Origin of the sequence: Microbacterium sp. C7(2022) (assembly GCF_028823665.1) — a bacterium.
GTDB lineage: Bacteria > Actinomycetota > Actinomycetes > Actinomycetales > Microbacteriaceae > Microbacterium.
Window position 1 is genome coordinate 1 of sequence record NZ_JAPEHV010000007.1, and the last position, 16,488, is coordinate 16,488.

Annotated in this window: 17 protein-coding genes; 7 read left to right on the forward strand and 10 right to left on the reverse strand. The window is 64.6% G+C overall.

Annotation, left to right across the window (positions count from 1 at the left end; translation table 11 throughout):
* Nucleotides 1-495: 495 nt before the first annotated feature.
* Both ON062_RS12210 and ON062_RS12215 read left to right on the forward strand, forming a co-directional pair.
* Nucleotides 496-780, forward strand: a complete 285-nt coding sequence (locus tag ON062_RS12210; RefSeq protein ID WP_274647429.1) for a hypothetical protein — start codon at nucleotides 496-498, stop codon at nucleotides 778-780.
* 529 nt (nucleotides 781-1,309) lie between these two features.
* A complete protein-coding gene (locus ON062_RS12215) occupies nucleotides 1,310-2,272 on the forward strand; it encodes a PD-(D/E)XK nuclease family protein (protein ID WP_274647430.1) in 963 nt (320 codons plus the stop codon).
* 210 nt (nucleotides 2,273-2,482) lie between these two features.
* Here ON062_RS12215 and ON062_RS12220 read toward each other — a convergent pair whose 3' ends face one another.
* From ON062_RS12220 to ON062_RS12230, 3 genes are all read right to left on the reverse strand, one after another.
* Nucleotides 2,483-3,157, reverse strand: coding sequence for a hypothetical protein (locus tag ON062_RS12220; protein WP_274647431.1), 675 nt, complete (start codon nucleotides 3,155-3,157; stop codon nucleotides 2,483-2,485).
* A gap of 233 nt (nucleotides 3,158-3,390) precedes the next feature.
* Nucleotides 3,391-3,813, reverse strand: coding sequence for a hypothetical protein (locus ON062_RS12225; RefSeq protein WP_274647432.1), 423 nt, complete (start codon nucleotides 3,811-3,813; stop codon nucleotides 3,391-3,393).
* Nucleotides 3,814-3,882: 69 nt separating this feature from the next.
* Nucleotides 3,883-4,572, reverse strand: a complete 690-nt coding sequence (locus ON062_RS12230) for a GntR family transcriptional regulator (protein WP_274647433.1) — start codon at nucleotides 4,570-4,572, stop codon at nucleotides 3,883-3,885.
* A gap of 153 nt (nucleotides 4,573-4,725) precedes the next feature.
* Here ON062_RS12230 and ON062_RS12235 point away from each other — a divergent pair, with 153 nt between their 5' ends.
* The 5 genes from ON062_RS12235 to ON062_RS12255 all read left to right on the forward strand — a co-directional run bounded on the left by ON062_RS12235 (nucleotide 4,726) and on the right by ON062_RS12255 (nucleotide 9,392).
* Nucleotides 4,726-5,817, forward strand: a complete 1,092-nt coding sequence (locus tag ON062_RS12235; RefSeq protein WP_274647434.1) for an urea carboxylase-associated family protein — start codon at nucleotides 4,726-4,728, stop codon at nucleotides 5,815-5,817.
* Nucleotides 5,810-6,439, forward strand: coding sequence for a flavin reductase family protein (locus ON062_RS12240; protein WP_274647435.1), 630 nt, complete (start codon nucleotides 5,810-5,812; stop codon nucleotides 6,437-6,439). Before ON062_RS12235 ends, ON062_RS12240 begins: the two co-directional genes overlap by 8 nt.
* A 99-nt stretch (nucleotides 6,440-6,538) precedes the next feature.
* On the forward strand, nucleotides 6,539-7,711 hold the full coding sequence (locus tag ON062_RS12245; RefSeq protein WP_274647436.1) for an ABC transporter substrate-binding protein: 1,173 nt from the start codon (nucleotides 6,539-6,541) through the stop codon (nucleotides 7,709-7,711).
* A 62-nt stretch (nucleotides 7,712-7,773) separates the two neighbouring features.
* Nucleotides 7,774-8,529, forward strand: a complete 756-nt coding sequence (locus tag ON062_RS12250; protein WP_274647437.1) for an ABC transporter ATP-binding protein — start codon at nucleotides 7,774-7,776, stop codon at nucleotides 8,527-8,529.
* Nucleotides 8,526-9,392, forward strand: coding sequence for an ABC transporter permease (locus tag ON062_RS12255; RefSeq protein WP_274647438.1), 867 nt, complete (start codon nucleotides 8,526-8,528; stop codon nucleotides 9,390-9,392). Before ON062_RS12250 ends, ON062_RS12255 begins: the two co-directional genes overlap by 4 nt.
* A 278-nt stretch (nucleotides 9,393-9,670) precedes the next feature.
* On the opposite strand, the gene ON062_RS12260 is transcribed toward ON062_RS12255, so the two are convergent.
* Genes ON062_RS12260 through ON062_RS13950 form a run of 7 tightly spaced genes read right to left on the reverse strand, consistent with a single transcriptional unit; the run spans nucleotide 9,671 to nucleotide 16,370 of the window.
* Nucleotides 9,671-9,880, reverse strand: coding sequence for a hypothetical protein (locus ON062_RS12260; RefSeq protein ID WP_274647439.1), 210 nt, complete (start codon nucleotides 9,878-9,880; stop codon nucleotides 9,671-9,673).
* A 21-nt stretch (nucleotides 9,881-9,901) separates the two neighbouring features.
* Nucleotides 9,902-10,795, reverse strand: coding sequence for an HNH endonuclease (locus tag ON062_RS12265; protein ID WP_274647440.1), 894 nt, complete (start codon nucleotides 10,793-10,795; stop codon nucleotides 9,902-9,904).
* Nucleotides 10,792-11,076 carry a hypothetical protein gene (locus tag ON062_RS12270; RefSeq protein WP_274647441.1) on the reverse strand — a complete coding sequence of 95 codons (285 nt, stop codon included), beginning with the start codon at nucleotides 11,074-11,076 and terminating at the stop codon, nucleotides 10,792-10,794. The genes ON062_RS12265 and ON062_RS12270 overlap by 4 nt, the downstream gene beginning before the upstream one ends.
* Nucleotides 11,077-11,111: 35 nt before the next feature.
* Nucleotides 11,112-11,429, reverse strand: a complete 318-nt coding sequence (locus ON062_RS12275) for a hypothetical protein (RefSeq protein ID WP_274647442.1) — start codon at nucleotides 11,427-11,429, stop codon at nucleotides 11,112-11,114.
* 25 nt (nucleotides 11,430-11,454) lie between these two features.
* The gene (locus tag ON062_RS12280) at nucleotides 11,455-13,140 is read right to left on the reverse strand and encodes a nuclease-related domain-containing DEAD/DEAH box helicase (protein ID WP_274647443.1); all 1,686 of its coding nucleotides are present in this window, start codon (nucleotides 13,138-13,140) and stop codon (nucleotides 11,455-11,457) included.
* A complete protein-coding gene (locus tag ON062_RS12285; RefSeq protein ID WP_274647444.1) occupies nucleotides 13,141-13,626 on the reverse strand; it encodes a hypothetical protein in 486 nt (161 codons plus the stop codon).
* Nucleotides 13,623-16,370 carry an ATP-dependent DNA helicase gene (locus ON062_RS13950; RefSeq protein ID WP_274647445.1) on the reverse strand — a complete coding sequence of 916 codons (2,748 nt, stop codon included), beginning with the start codon at nucleotides 16,368-16,370 and terminating at the stop codon, nucleotides 13,623-13,625. Before ON062_RS13950 ends, ON062_RS12285 begins: the two co-directional genes overlap by 4 nt.
* Nucleotides 16,371-16,488: the final 118 nt, after the last annotated feature.

Below are 16,488 nucleotides of genomic sequence, written 5' to 3' on the forward strand. Positions count from 1 at the left end.
CCTCGGAGGCAACCCCCCGATCAGCCGACTGCAACCAACGTCCTGACCCCGTACAGCTAGATCCGGCGCTACTGCCTGGGGCTGCACACCATCGCCTGGTCGGGGGGCAGATTGAATCGATGGTTCCGGCGGATCACCTCATGTCATCCCAGACGCAGACACTGCTACGGCGCCCGAGGTCTAGCTGACTGAGAATCGGTTCGCGACTTTTGGATCCACCGGTTGAGGGACCCAGAGCGCTCGCCCAGTCACACAACCGCGCGATGCCTGTATGCGATCGCAAACGAAGTCTCGGCGCATCCCTTGATCGTGTGATCGCGCAGAACCGCTCCGAGTTGCCAAGCGTGGCCCGCCTATCCTGGCGCGATGTCGCACGATCCCAACAAGCCACCAGGCGATGCGCGCTCCGCCCGAAGAACGAGTCTTGGCTCGATCACGAGACGCGGGCGTATTGTGACCAAGGGCTACATCGCTGCCTGGGCCGATGATAAGAACGTGGTTGACGTTTTCGACCTCCAGGGCGCGCGCGGGTACCCGTCCTCAATCGAGAACGCCTCGGTTGTGAGCTACGTCTGCGATTCCGAGGTCATGACGATTGACCTCGAGCGCGAGTACGGGCTCATTGAGGATGCTGGCGTTGCGGCATCGCCAGACTCCGCGCGGGCCGGAGCGTTACGCGCGAAGAGCAGGAGGCCACGATCGCGTTCCTTGACATGCATCTTCACCGTGGGCGGTATGCCGACCGGGCCGAAGTTCGGGTTCCGGCAAAGCTGCCAGTGAGAGATCGGAGCGCTCAGGACGCGGAGTTGAAGCTGGGTGACATGCTGTATCTCGCGCAGCAGATTCCGGATACGCTCCGGCTGTCGACGCTTGAACTCGAAGATCGGACGATGGTGCTGTACTGCTGCGGCGGCCCAGCTACGAGGCCGACCTGTCGACGATCACATTCCCTCTTTCGCCTACCCAGCTGCTCGTGACCGGCGATGATCTGCCCGACGACCTCGACATGAATAAGTTCCTTCTCAGGAACTGTCGCCGCTGGATGGTCGGCCAGCGTGGCTCGCTCCTCGACCTGGAGGCGGCGCTCCTAACTGAGCGGGGGATCCCGACACCGCTAGCGCTTCGGGCTTCTGCGCTGACCGTGGAGGAGTGCCAAAGCTCCCCCGAGCGCGCAGCGCCGGATAGGGGATCGGCCGGTCGTATCGGCCAAGAAAGATCGATGGTGCTCGACGGGGAGCCCCATGCGTGCAGTGCCCGCAAGAGGATCGCGAGCGGCGCGCTCGCAGACCCGACTGGATACTGTGGTCCCGTGGCGCTTGACATCTCGTTCCTCACCGTCCCCTTGGGACTCGCGGCGCCGCCGGCCCGACCTGTGAACGTCTACGACATCCTTCGGGAAGGCTGGCGGGAGACACGGGTGGACATGACCCTGCTCTTCTTCCTCGACCCGAACGAGCGCCACGGCCTCGGGTCACTGGTCATCGACGCGCTGCTCACCCTTCTGGATGGAGCCGATCTCGTTGGCGCCCGCGGCGGAACCGGAGTCCCATTCGATGCCGGAACCTACCTTGGATCTGACGAGTGGGAGCTCGGCAGTCAGGTCGACTACATTGACGTCCTCGCTGTGAACCGCACGAGCGGGTTGGCGCTCGTCGTCGAAAACAAGATCGGTCACGTACTCAACAATCCCCTCGATGCCTACGCCCGGCGTGCCCTCTCCGAGGAGGGCGTCGACGCAGTGCTGGTTGCGACGCTCGCGCCTCAACACCGCGTTGCTCCGGAGCCGCAAGCCGCCTGGCACTCTCGCTCGATCACCTACGCGGAACTTCGCGCCCAGATCCGTTCCTCAGCGGACCTAGTCGATCACCTGCTCAGTCCTGTCGACACCAATCAACGGCGGAGTCTCGATCTGTTGCAGCAATTCATGGAAGCTCGAACTGAAGGGTGGAGCATGTCCGACAACACAGTTGACGCCGCACGGATCGACGAATGGCGTGCGCTGCTCGAAAAGCACGGGGACGCAGTGAGCCAGTTCCTAACGGCACGGAGCAACGTCGAGCGAACGCTTCGCGCTCGAGTAAGAAGGCTCGAGCCGCTTATCGACACACAACTGAAGGACGCTGGTTTCGTCGTGGGTTGGGAGTCGCACAGCGGGTCAAAGGGTGTGGCCTGGAACGCCTACCACTTCCCGGACATCGACTGGAGCTACGAGCTCAAGCTGTCCGTCAAACCCGAGCACCCGAGCATCTTCATCTACGAGTACCGCGGGTGAACTTATCAAGACGAGACCATCCACCCGTTCTCCCTGGGGTGGTCCGCCAGCGACGCCGAGATCGCTGCAGAGTTCGTGATCCAGGTTGCTCACCTGATCAACGCACGTCGAGCGACCACGACCTCGGAGCAGTAGGAGCGACACAGTCGGCCCGGCGCAGGCAAGCACCCCTCAAGCGTGCACTGCCCGTATACGGATCGGGATGACCCCTCAGGCCTGAGCTTCGTCGTCTCTCGGTCGCATATTCTTGAGGCGCATGTCGCGCTCCGCTTTCACACTTGCGACAAGCTCCTCCGGGAGAGTCATAATCTCGTTCACTTGTCTGGCGCTGAGCTCGGCGTCGATCTCGCCTGTCTGTTGCCAGCCCTCGAGCTGCCAACCCACAGTCACTTCTAGGACTCGCCACCGGCGCTTGCGCCACGCGCGGTCTCTATCGGAATCACATTCTCCTGTGGGGCGATAGACCGCCTCGATTGTCTCGTCTGTCACCTTGAAGAGCCACTTATGAAGCGCATCCACATCCAGAGGCAAGCCCTCTGATACCAGTGCGGCGCGCATCCTGGAGACGACCACTAAAGCACGGGCGAAGGCGTCGTTGGGCTCCTGTGGTGCAGGCTCCGCCAGCATCTCCTCGCGGAATGTCTTCAGCGTCGACTTGACCACCCGCGCTCGTTTCGCGCGTAGCTCGCGTTCGCGGTCATGCTGGCGTTCTTCACGTTCCTCTTTCGCGATCTGACGAGAGACGGTCAGTGCGGTCTTTGCGTGTCGATTAGCTGCGATCGCTACGAAGAGTGCGGCGAGCGCCAGCGCGATTGATGCGACGGCCGCAATCACCGGGATCGTCACGCCCGTGAGCACTTCCCAGGAAGATGGGTCGTCGGGCACGACGCTGACGAGAAGTGTCTCGAGCGGTGTCGGCGTGGCATTGGGGGTCGTGCTATCGGATGGGACGACGACTGCGGTGGGCGTAGGCGTAGCGGTCGGCCCCGTCGGGGACTGGACCGGGGAAGGGGAGGTACTCACGCCGTAAGTTTGACTGACTCGCCATTCTTCGGCGAGGTTTCCGCGTTGCCGGGGATTGTCAACGTCGCAAAGGGCGGAACGAGATTCAGGGCGAATCACGTATCCGTGAGGCCGTTTGCTCTGCCAATCTCATGGGCAACGGCGTCGCTACGCCCATCGACCTGAGTTCCGGGCGCCGACTTGAGCTCGCGCGAAGATTGGTCCCGGGTACGGCTGCCGCCGCCGCCGCGGCGTGCGAGACTGGCCACATGGATGCCCCCAGCTGGATTCACAGCGGTAGCTTGCTCCACCGTGCCGCCTCTCGGCATGCCGTTGCGCTGTGCGGTGCTGAACTCGACCGCACTCACGCCCAGCAACTCGGCCGCAAGCGGGCTCTTGATCTGCTCGACGAACACACCACCATCTGCGGGAGCTGTGATCGCGAGGTTCAACGACGAGGGTTCCCTGCCGAACGGTTTATACACCTGCCGGCAGATCAGCAGGCGATCCGGGACCGCCTCGCGCAGGACCGTAAGCATCGGAACAGTGCGCAGGCCGCAGACGCAAGAATGCGAAAGCAACGAAGCGCCCCACCCCGGGCGAACGGATCAGTACTGCGCGAGGATCATCGCGAGCGATCGCGCGTCGGACTGAGGGGCGCGGAGGGTCTTTCGCTCTACCTCGCCCAGGTGCGACATCGCCAGGCGGTGAGCGCCATCGCGGTCGCCGGCCGCGAGCAGATCGACGAGCTGTTGATGTTCGTCGATGGAGCTCTGCTGATCGATGTCGCGCCCGTAGACGGTGAGGATCAGCGCCGTCCGCGAAACGACTTCTGACACGTAGCGGTGCAGCAACGCGTTGCCCGTCGCCGCGGCCAGTTCAATGTGGAACTGTCCGCCCAGGCGAGCCGACGCCTTCGCGTTCTTCGAGCTCCATGCCACGCGCTCGGCATCGATGTGCGCGTTGAGTCGCGCCGCGATGGCTGGGGTCCAGCATCCGGCCAGCACATCGATCGCTTCGCGCTCGAGCGCGGCGCGCACGGCGAATGCATCGCGCGCCTCGTCGAGAGTGGGCTCGGCCACTTCGGCCGACTTGCCGCGGCCGGTATCGACCAGGCCTTCGCCCACGAGGCGGCTGAGCACGTTCCTGATGAGCGTGCGGCTCACGCCGTAGTGCGACGCCAGGCTCTCTTCGCCCAACTTGGTGCGCGGTGTCAGTGCGCCCTCGATGATCGCGGCACGCAGCGAGACGTAGGCGCGTTCTGCGCGCTCAGCGGGTCTTTCGGTATCGATGGGCACAGCAGAAATGTATACGGAAAAGCGGGTGAGCGTGGCATCCTCGCCCTGAAATTCCGGCACAGAGTCGCGAAACATGGTCTTTACATGACGGCAACACCAATTTTCTGTATACCGAATAGCTTTACTTGTGTATCCCGAAAAGGAGTTGCCCGAATGGCTGTTCTCACCCTCACCCATCAGCAGAAAGAGCTGCTCGACCGTTCCGTTGCTGCGGGGGAAGCCGCCGACGTCCACGCACTCGTGATGCTGGCGCTGGCGGAGCACGACAGTGGCATTCGCCCCCGTACGATACCGGGCGACCCGGGCAGCATCCGCCGCTGGCGTGACGACATCGCGTTCACGCCGTCCACCGAGCGTGTCGTGCGGTGGGAACACCGACTCGAGCCGGGTACCGGGCGCGCAGTGATCGTCCGTGCCGGTCAGATTCTGCGGGTGGCGCAGGTGGAGGGCAATCAGTGCGCTGACCTCAACGTCTTCAGCCTGGCCGACTACCGCGAAGCGATGCACGTCGGACGCACCCGCACGCTGCACGGCATCCACCCGGTCGCGGGGGACTTCCTGTGGTCAGCGCCGCCGCGCGAGCGCGCCATGATGTTCATTCTCAACGACACCGCGGGGCTCAACGACACGTTGTTCCCTCGATGCAGCGCGAACATGTACGAGTCGATGTTCGGGTTCGCGGATCACACCAACTGCGCCGACATGCAGGCCGAGGCCCAGCGTGAATTCGGTTTGACGCCGGACGACGTGCACGACTCGTTCAACCTGTTCATGGGAACGACGGTCAACGACGACGGCAGTTGCTCAGTGGTTCACCAGCAGACGTCGGCTGACGACTACGTCGAACTGCTGGCCCTGATGGACGTGCTCGCGGTGCCGAACACGTGCGGCAACGACATCTTCCGCACGAGCAACTATGCGTTGCGCCCCCTTGACCTGACGGTCATGGACGCCGCCGACGACGACTTGGCCGCCGTGCCCGAGTTGCGCGCGTACCCGACCCAGCGCACCCCGGCCGACTTCGCGCAGCCGCACATTCGAACCGAGCGTTCGCTCGAGCGCGATCCCGACTACGTGCCCCACTTCTCGCGCACGCCGATCGTCACCCACGAAGTATCGGTGGAGTTGGATGCCGGTGCCCAGGCGTTGCTCGACCGCCACGCGCGCCGCGATCTGTACGGCGATGACAGCGACGCGGCCCTGCGCGACCTCGTGCTCGGCTGGTGGGTCGACAGCCATGCCTGACGTAATCGACTTCGACGCGCTCGCGCCATACGAGCGCTACAAGATGATGGCGAGCCTGATCGTGCCACGACCGGTCGCCTGGGTCACAACGCGGTCGGCCGATGGCGTCGCCAACGCTGCACCCTTCTCGATGTTCGCCATGGTGGGAGAAGAACCTCCGCTGCTGATGGTCAGCATGGACCGGCGCAAGGAAGGCAACTCGAAAGACAGCGCCGTGAACATCGACGCCACGGGGGAGTTCGTCGTCCACCTCGCCGACGAGTCGCTCGTCGAGGCGATGGACGCCTGCAGCGCAGCCCACCCGCCCGAGGTCGACGAACTGGAGCTGTTGGGCATCGAGACACGCCCTGCCGAGGTGGTGGGTGCGCCGATCATCGCGGACGCTCCAGTCGCCTTCGAGTGCGAACTATGGCAACGCCTCGAGATTCCGAGCCGCCACATCTACTTCGGCCAAGTGCGTCGCCTGCACGCTCGCGACGGACTGATCGATCGCGAACTGTGGCGGGTGAACCTCGGCGACTACTCCCCGGTTGGGCGATTCGGGGCGAGCTTCTACACGACCACGCAAGACCGCTTCGCGCTCGCCGGAGCGCCCACCCGCACCACGATCGATTCGCTCTGACCGCCGGACTCCGGCATCCGCTCTTTGACCGATGCACCACCGACCCGCGTTACCCGAGCTCCACCGTCAATTGATCCGACTCCCCATATAGGAGACATCATGTCCACCACGTTCATTCGCCGCGCGAGCGGCATCACGGCACTCGCCCTTGCCGCCGTCACCGTCGCGGGATGCGCCAGCAGCACCCCGACTGCGACGCCCGAGGCGGCATCCGACCTTGAGATCGGCGCGGTCGATCTGTCTGGTGTGTGCCCGGCGACCGTTGTCATCCAGACGGACTGGAACCCGCAGGCAGAGCAAGGCGGGCTGTTCAACCTCGTCGGCGAAGACGCTCAGATCGACGCGGCGACCAAGCGCGTGAGCGGACCGCTCGTCTCCTCGGGGGAGTGGACCGGCGTTGACGTCGAGATCCGCGCTGGAGGTCCCGCGATCGGATTCACCGGCGTGCCCGCTCAGATGTACACCGACCCCGACATTCTGCTGGGCTGGGTGAAAACCGACGAGGCGATCGCGAACTCCGCGGAGCGCCCGACCACGGCCGTGATGTCGACCTTCGAGAAGGCGCCGTGGATCGTGATGTGGGACCCCGAGACCTACCCCGAGGTCGACGAGATCGCTGACCTCGCCGACACCGACGCCACGGTTCGCTACTTTGACGGAACGACCTACATGGACTACCTGATCGGGAGCGGCCAGCTGCGCGCCGACCAGGTCGACGGATCGTACGACGGCACACCCGCGAACTTCATCGCGGCGGGTGGCGCGGACGCGCAGCAGGGCTTCGCGACGGTCGAGCCGTGGGTGTACGAGAACGCCATCGAGGGCTGGATGAAGCCGGTCGACTACCAGTTGGTTGCTGACACCGGTTACCCGATCTACGCCGTGGCGCTCTCGGTGCGCACCGCCGACGTCACCGAGCAGGCAGAGTGCCTGAGCGCGCTGATCCCCGTCGTGCAGCAAGCGACCGTCGACTACTTCGCCGACCCCGAGGCAGCGAACGCGCTTCTCGTTGACGCGGTCACCGCCTACGACAACGGCTGGGTGTACCCGGCGGAAGAGGCCGCGAACTCGACCACGCAGCAGCAGGAGTTGGCTCTCGCTGCCAACGGCGCGGACGGGACGTTCGGATCCTTCGACTCGGCACGCGTCGACTCGGTCATGGAGATCGTGGAGCCGATCATGGCCGACAAGGGGGTGGCAACGGCGGACGACCTCACCGCCGATGATCTGGCGACGAACGAGTTCCTCGACTCGAGCATCGCTCTGCCGTAGTGACCATCGGGTGCGGTCGGAAGGCCGCACCTGATCCTCCACCTCCCCGAAAGGCTGACCGCATGTCTGCCCACACCACCACAGCCGCGCCGGCTGCCGCCTTCGATGACGTCGCGCTGACGTTTCCGACCGGAACGACCGCGCTCGCCGGAGTATCACTGAGCGTCGACCGAGGGGAGTTCGTGTCGCTCGTCGGCCCTTCGGGGTGCGGCAAGAGCACGCTCCTTCGGCTGGCATCGGGGCTGGCTGCGCCGACGGAGGGGGAGGTGCGTACGTCGGCGGATCATGTGGCGTATGTGTTCCAGGACGCGACGCTCTTGCCGTGGCGATCGGCGCGCGCCAATGTCGAGTTGCTCACCGAGCTGCGCCGACTCCCGCATGCGGAGCGGCGAGAGCTCGCGGATGCTGCGCTCGCGGCAGTCGGCCTGACGGGATTCGAGAAGCATCTGCCGCACCAGCTCAGCGGGGGCATGCGCATGCGTGTCTCGCTGGCTCGTTCGCTCACGCTGCAGCCAGACCTGTTCTTGTTCGATGAGCCGTTCGGTGCGCTCGATGAGATCACGCGCGATCGCCTCAACGACCTCGTCTTCTCCTTGTTCGCCGAGCATCAGTTTGCTGGGCTGTTCGTCACGCACTCCGTGCGGGAGGCAGTGGCGATGTCGACGCGAGTGGTGGTGATGAGCGGTCGGCCGGGACACATCGTGGCCGAGGTCGACGTGCCGTTCGGTATGGAGCGAGGGCCCGAGCTACGCGAAACACCCGAGTTCGCATCGTCGGTGGCTGAGGTCGGCCGCCTGCTGAGAGAGGCCAGCAAATGACAACTTCCATTTCTGTCGCGAAGCCCGCACGCGCAGCGGCGGTGGCAGCTATTCCTGTGACCCGCAAGCGCGGCGCCCGGGCACGGCGCGTTGTGGCCGCGATCTGGCCGCCGGTTGTGGTTTTCGCTCTCGTCTTGGCGGGCTGGTACGCCGTGTCGTACCTCGCGCTGGCGCCCGAGCGTCGCTTCCTCCTGCCGCCTCCTCACGAGGTTGTCGTCAGCGGCTTCTTCGACCCGATCGCCGGCCCGACGATATTGACCGGGCTGCTGCAGACGGCGCTGGTCGCGGCGGTCGGCTTGGGCGTCGCCGTCGTGGTCGGTGTCGCGTGGGGGATCGCGATGTCTCAGGCGCGATGGGCCGAGCGTTCGCTCTTCCCGTACGCGGTGTTGCTGCAGTGCATCCCGATCCTCGCGCTGGTGCCGCTCGTGGGCTTCTGGTTCGGGTTCGGCTTCTTCGCGCGGGTGATCGTGTGCGCACTGATGGCACTGTTCCCGATCGTGTCGAACACGCTCTTTGGGCTTCGTTCTGTTGATCCGCGCATGCGGGATCTCTTCGCGTTGCAGCGGGCGTCGTCCGCGCAGGTGTTGTTCAAGCTCGAGCTGCCTGCGGCGCTGCCGGCGATGTTCGCCGGTCTGCGAATCTCGGCGGGGCTGGCCGTAGTCGGCGCGATAGTGGCGGACTTCTTCTTCCGGCAGGGCACAGCTGGGATCGGTACGGCCATCAGCCGCTACCAAGCGATGGTGCAGGGCCCGCCGCTTTTCGCAGCGATCATCGCTGCCGCCTTGCTCGGTATTGCTGTGTTCGTCTTCTTCGGTTGGCTGTCGCGCCGCGTGGTTGGTGCGTGGCACGACTCGGCGTCGTAGGGCGGTGATCGTCCGCGAGGGCGACCCGCGCTTTGCCGCAAGCTGAGCGGGCCGCGATGCTCGCCGAATTGCGTCAGTCTCGAATCCGGAGAGCCCGCCGCATCGCCGCGTCCAACGCTTCCTCCGCCCGAATGCGCTCGTCGCGGTCCGCCTTGTCCACGCGGGTAACCGCCGATCCGGCGTCGCGCACGTACCCGGTGCCGGGATTACGTGTGCGACCCCGCGAACTTCGTGAGTACATCGCGGCCGCGCTAGAGGCCGACATCGGTTGACCGAGGTCAGAAGCCCCTCGGGTTCGAACGGTTCTGAAGATAGCCGCGCTCGCTGCAGAGATCTTGCCAGGCCTCTTCGTCGACCTGCCGGAAGTTGCGGCCGCGTACCCGGCAGATGTGACTCCATCCGTCGCGGCTGACCAGGTCCTCGGACGGGATCGACCCGCTATTGATAGCGCGAACAATCTGCGCGTCGCTCCAGCTTGTGATGCTCATGGTTCCGATTCACCGACCCTTCTATCGCTGCGCGAACAATTCGAACTTCTGCGCCAGTCTGTCGCGGTCCGGACGCGCACGACGGCTCGAAGGAAGCCGGATCGGCTTTCCATGCATGTCCTGCAGTCCGTGTCGAAGCATTGGTCCGTCCACTTCGTCCAGCAGCTCCTGGTCGATCCGAACCTCGAAGTCGGGTGTGATGCCCAGTAGGGAGCGGTCGTAGGCAGCGTGATGGATCTTGCACATCGCGAGGCCATTCGTGACGTGGGCGACGCCGTGCTCTTCCGCGTCAGGGATGATGTGTGCTGCGTCGAGCAGCTCCGAGTGCCGGAGATCGCACACGGTGCACGCTCCGGCGTAGGCGTGGAGCACTCGCGCACGAAAGATTGGCTGATGAAGTCGAGTGCGCACGATCGACTCGGCGTAGAGACGCCTTTGCTCGTCGTAGGAGAGCGGGTCCCCAAGGAACGAGAGAGCCTGATCGAGCGGGAAGCGCACGATTCGGGCGACAGGATCGTTGTGGGCTATCACGATGGGGTAGTACGGGATGTAGAAGCCCTCACGTACCGCCCGGAAGTACACCAAGGGGTCGCCGTTCGCCCAGGCTCGCACGAGCTTGGTGTTATCGCCGCCCTCACCCTCGCGATAGTGATAGGTCACCCAGCCGTCATCCGACTCGTAGTCGGAGTACTTGTTTGCCTTCCAGCCAGACATGATCGACAACGTCGATGAGAACGTCGCGGGATTACGTATTCCCTTGCCGCGATCGAGCAATGGGATCGGCTCGCCGCCGAAGCGATAACTGCGGAGAACTGAGCTGTGGATCTCGTACCCGCCTTGTCCTATGAACTGTTCATCCAGCCAACGGAAGATGTCCGCTCGGATCGCCCGCTCCTCGTCGCGGCTTCTCATCATGAGATCCCCGTGATAGTGAAACCCAGCTCAGCAAGGCGGCCTGCTGCCCCCGCCCTTCCACCGCTGAACTCATCGGCCGTTAGGGCGGTGCCATGCTCATACCCGTACGCAACGCCGAAGATTGCTTTGGAGTCGTAGCTGCCCTCCTCAGTCACGAGCAGGTAATCGCGCGCTGGGCCGAAGCCGTACTTGTGTAGAAACGCATCGCGCCCCATCCGGTCGAACTCTGCGAGCGCTTGAGCAACCGCCGAGCGATTAGTGAGAGCGGAGTATCGCGGCACGGTTCCAATCTAAGGCTCTCGGTCCCCAGGCGCGCCTACAACCTATCGATCCAGGTCTCTTCTTCGCGGTCGTCCCACGAGTTCCCGGTCGTTACACGCCCCAAGGCCTCCGCGCGCCGTTTGAGTGCTCCGATCAACCGATGAGCGGTCGCCGCGTCCAGCTCGCCGACCGAAGAGATTCGGACGCCTGTGAGCTCGGCCGTGACTTCGAACTGTCGCGCGGCAGTAGGGATGTCGAGGCGCGCGAACAGCTCCCGGATCTCGGACCGCTGGCGGTCGGTCATCTGGAGCGGGCGAACGCTGGCCGACTCTGAGTCGTCGTTGTCATCGAAGACCGAAAGCAGATCGCTCATCTATCCATTCTGGCTCGTGTGGTCGTTAGATCGAGACGAGGTGTTCAAGTGAGGTGAGCACGACCAATCGGTCCTGGGCTCTTGTGGCGCCGGCGTAGATCAGATCGGGCAAGCGTTCGCTCGTCCCCGAGATGTCGGTCAGGATGACAGCCGGCGCCTCCATTCCCTTGAACTCATGAATCGTCCCCCAGCGGATGTACGACGTGTCGCGGATGCCGGATCCGAGCGTTGACACCGTGATCTTCTGGTCGGTCGCACGCCGCGCGGCCGAGTCCCGGTAGGGAGCGAGGATGACGACGTCCTTCGGTCCGTATCCCTCGGCCCGTAGTCCACGGACGACGTCGTCGAGCATGCTCGCCTCTTCGTCCTTCGACGAGAACAGTCGAACCTCGACCGCGTCGCCGGATGCGGCATCACGACGAAATTCCTTGCAGATACCCGAGCGGTTGCTGGCGCGTTCCGCCCATTCGCCGATCTCTCGCCGATTCCTGCAGTTGGTGTCGAGATCAATCGGGACGATTCCGGGGACCCGATGCTCGATTGTCTCGCGCCCGTCGTCTATGCCACTTCGGAAGATGTTCTGGTTTGAGAAGTCGCCGAGGAGAAGCATTCGCCCATTGCTGAGGCCGCCGACGAGCACGGCGTCGAGAAAATCGAGGTTGATATCGGAGGCGATGTCCTGCGCCTCGTCGACGATGAGGTAGTCATAGGGAGGATGAAATCCTGACTCGGTCACCTTCTCAAGCGCTGCAAGAGGAAGCTCGGTATTGTACCAGTCGGCGATTCCGTTCGCCGGCGAGGTGACACCACCGACACGCTCCATTTCTGCGTGGAGACGCGTGGCTGTGACGCCGTCGACGCCGGAGAGAGCCGTTTGGAGGTGATCTTCGAGGAGACGGTTGAACATGACCACGAGGACCCGCTCGCCTACGGTCGCGTGGCGTCGCGCCGCCTCAGCGGCGATGTAGGTCTTGCCGGTGCCGGCCGGACCCTCGACGAGCACGCGTGGGACCCGGCTGATCAGGTCGAGCGTTCGAACTTGATCAGCGGTAAATGACGCCAGCTCCTGCTCGCGGCGGCGCCTCAGCTCAGTGGGCTTGATCTCCGCTGAGAAACTTGGTGAGAGAGCATCCCGGATTCGCTCGACGCGCTTGGCCGATGGTTCGCCGGCGACGTGCTTGTACCCAGTGCTCTTAGCCGCCGTGTCCCGATCTACCGACGACAGTACTCGCCGAACCGCGCTAGCGGGCTGGGCGAGGTCGCCCGCGTCCAGGACCGCCCACTCCTGCCAGCCGATCGCCGGCGGAATGTTCTGCTTCGCGATCGCGGTGAACCACACTGCGTATCCGGTCGGGAAAGCGATGGGATCGAGCGAGCGCTGCCGAAGGAACCGAACGATGCTGTGGAACTCGCCGCTAGCCTGCGCGAACGGCGAACGTTCCGTCCAGTCGTCGTTGCCCAGCTTCCACCTGCCCGTCGAGTCTGTCTGGATGCGCAGATGAGACTTCACCTCGATCACCAGAAGGCCGAGACCCGGTGCCATCACCACGAAGTCAGCCTCACCCTCCCGCTGGGTGACATGCCGGCCGATCGCGAGGGAATGGAAGACAGTCCAGTCGTCGGTGCCGGGTGCATCGCGAAGCGCAGCGAATGCTGCTTTCTCCCCGGGCGCCGCACCATCGGCGATCGCCGGCGGGATCATGCGGGCCATCTACAGACCCACCCGTCGACGCTCTCGAACGCTCGACTGCGACGGTTCGAAGGTAAGGTCGCTCGTGACTAGCTTCCTCAGATTCCGGAACTGATCCTGGGGCGCCGAATCCAATGCCTCGCGAAACCCTGGTTCTGCGAGCTGCGTGCGCATGCCTGCAAGCCACTCAGGCCACGTATCGTCCGTCACTCGATTTGCGGCGCGAAGGTCGCATTCATCTCCGCTGAGTCGTAGGTAGGAACGGATAGCGAGCGCGCGTCGCTTCAACCCTTCCCTCCGTGGCGATAGCTCTGACTCCGCGAGCTGATCCATGATGGCCCAGTAGTGGGCCACGTACATGTTCTCCAGTTCGCGGTGGAGCTGTGTCCGCTGAAGACGGATCTGCACGCCGACAACGACGACTGCGGCGAGCGCTGCGAGGCCGATGAGGGCCGACGCTAACGATGACCACGCGGAAAGAACGTCGGTCCACAGTGAGTCGCTCACGATGCCGAATCCTTGCAGAGGAGTCGGACATCGCAGTGCGTGCACTTCTCCTTGGCGGGCGAAGGCGTGAACGCGAGCGAACGCAGCCCGGCGGCGGCCGATTGCACACGTCCCTCCGCAGCCGAGACCGCGCCGTCCGATACATCCACCGAGCGGCGCACACCCTTCCCCATGTCGTGGACGAAACCTGCCGAGACCGTCAAACCCTCACGTCGACCGGCGTCCGCGTAGATCTGCAGCTGAAGCGGCTCGATCTCCGGCCCGGTCGCGGTCTTGTAGTCGACGATGGCGAGGTTGGAGGGGACGCCATCGTGCTCGTCGTAGATCACGTCAGCACGCCCCGCGACCACAACCCCGTCGAGGTAGAGTTCGAAGGGCCGCTCTGTGGCCCATGTCCGCAGAAACTCCTCCGGGTGACTGTCGAGATAGGTCTGCACGAGCGCTCGGGCGCGCGCCTTCATCTGTTTGTGCGCCGGCTTGTTTGCGAAGGGCAGGAAGAAGTCCGAGTCCACGAGCGCGTCGATGTCGGATGCTGAGGGCACCTCGCCCGTGTCTTTGGTGCGCTCCGCGAGCACACGCATGACGTGGTGCACAGCGTTGCCGTACCCGAGCTCGTCGCGCACCGGCGGAAGGAAGCCGAGGCGTGAGCGCAGAAGGTAGCTGCGCCCGCACGCGAGGTAGGCCGCCACGTCGCTGTAGCTCAGTCGCAGGTCTGGGATCTCGAGCGACTTCGCATCGAGCGATTCGGCGTGGCCCCCGACGCCGGCGATCGCGCGCGCCGACTCGAGGTAGGGCGACGGTGCACCCGATTGCTTGGTGACGCGCGCGTGCGACGAGAGCGAGACCCAGTCGCGCGCGCGAGTCACCGCAACGTAGAACAGGCGTCGCTCGTCAGCATCCGATCCCTCGTAGCGGGCGGCGTCGAACATTTCCCGCGGCACCAGCCACTTCTGTTGCGAGCCGGTCCTCATCGAGGGGAATCGCTTCTTGGTCAGCGACGGCAGGAACACGACGGGCCACTCGAGCCCCTTCGCCCCGTGCACCGTTCCCAGGGGGACGGCGTCACCGGCGAGATCCTCCTCGCCGTCGAAGTCGTCGTACTGGCCCGAGGCATAGTTCACCATAAGGATGGCGAGGCTCTTGTAGTACCAAGGCGTCCATGCAGTGCCGACCTGTTCGCCCGGGTTCGCGGGATCCCTGCGCGATCGACGTTGCACCGATTCGTAATCCGCGAGCACCTGCGTGAAGCGGGCGATCGTGCCGAGCGTGTTGCGTACCAGCAGGTCGTCGAGATTCCAGTCCTTCACCCCGAGCAGGCCGAGCAGCGCGTAAAGGTCACCGATCAGATCGACCGACGATGACGTCGTCGCGGCCATCGCCTTCCACTCGGTCAAATGGTGCCGCACGAGTTGCAGCGAGCGCCGGTTGAGGGTGAACGCGCGCACGAGTGCGAGCACGACTTCGTCGAGCGTGACGTCAACGCGTGCCTTGGTTCCGGCGAACTTCCACTGCAGATCGGCGAGCCACGTGTACACCGACCCCAGTGCGTCGGCGACCGGCTGCTCGAACAGGCCGGTGCGTCCGCCGGGTTGAACAGGAATGTCATGGGCCGCGAACGCGTCCATGATCTTCGGGTATGCGGCCTTGCCGCGCACCAACACCGCGATGGACCGGAAGGGCACACCGCTCGCGTTGAGCTCCGCGATACTCTTGGCCAGCTCGGATGCCTCGTCCGCTTCCGTGCCGGAACCCACGGTGATCTTCACCGACTCACCCGATGCCGGTCGGAACGGCAGCATCTCCTTCTCGAGCCGACCCTGGATCGACCCCGCGAACTCGTTGGCGAGCGTGACAATCCCCGGCCGTGAACGACGGTTGGTGAGCAGGCGGAATTGCGCGACGTCCGGGTAGCGCTCGGTGAACGTCACGATGTTGTCGACCGCTGACCCGCGCCACTGATAAATCGCCTGATCGTCGTCGCCGACGACCACCAGATCCGCGCGGCCGGTCGGCGATGCAAGCAGCGAGATCAGCCGCTCCTGGGCGGGGTTGATGTCTTGGTACTCGTCGACGATGAGGTGCTCGACGACCGCCGTGACGGCCGCGTGGATCGCTGGGTGTTCGAGCGCCCGGACCGCCTGCACGATCTGCTGGCCGAATGTCAGCACGCGGTAGCGGTCGAGCGCGGCGTAGTAGTCGCGGACGGCCTCCTTGAAGTCACCGTCGGGAAGGTCGTCGACCTCGATCAGTTCGTTCTCGAGCACATCGACGCTGCGCAGAAAGTTCTTGATGCCGTCGAAGAGCCCGCGCCCGAACCGTTTGAGGTTCAGCCGGTTCCCCTCCCGCGACATCAGCGCGACGAGTTGATTCTCATCAACCAGCGAGCACGCCTCGAAGCGAGGGTCGTAGGTCTGGAGCAGTCGGAAGCAGTAGGCGTGGATCGTGCTCACCTGAAGCTGGCCGAGCTTGTCGCCGGCGGCATGCCCCACGCGGGCGGTCACCCGCTGGCGGATGCGCTCCTTGAGCTCCGTGGCAGCCTTCTCGGTGAACGTGAACGCGACGATCGAGCGCGGTTCGACGCCGGTCGCGATGAGGTCGGCGACGCGCTGCGAAACCACCTCTGTCTTGCCCGAACCAGCCGCGGCGATGATCTGGATGTGGCTGCCGCGATGAGCGACGGCATCCGCAGCATCGCCCTCAAGGGTCGGGATGTCGGTTTCGTTGGCGTCCACAGTGTCTGTCACGATAGCGGGAGCGTTGCCTGATCTCCGCCTTCGGTTCGCCGATGTCGGAGGTCACTGGCAGCGTGTCGAGCACTGGGGAGTGTCGCGCACTGACGCCGGGCCGGCGGCGCGATCAGGA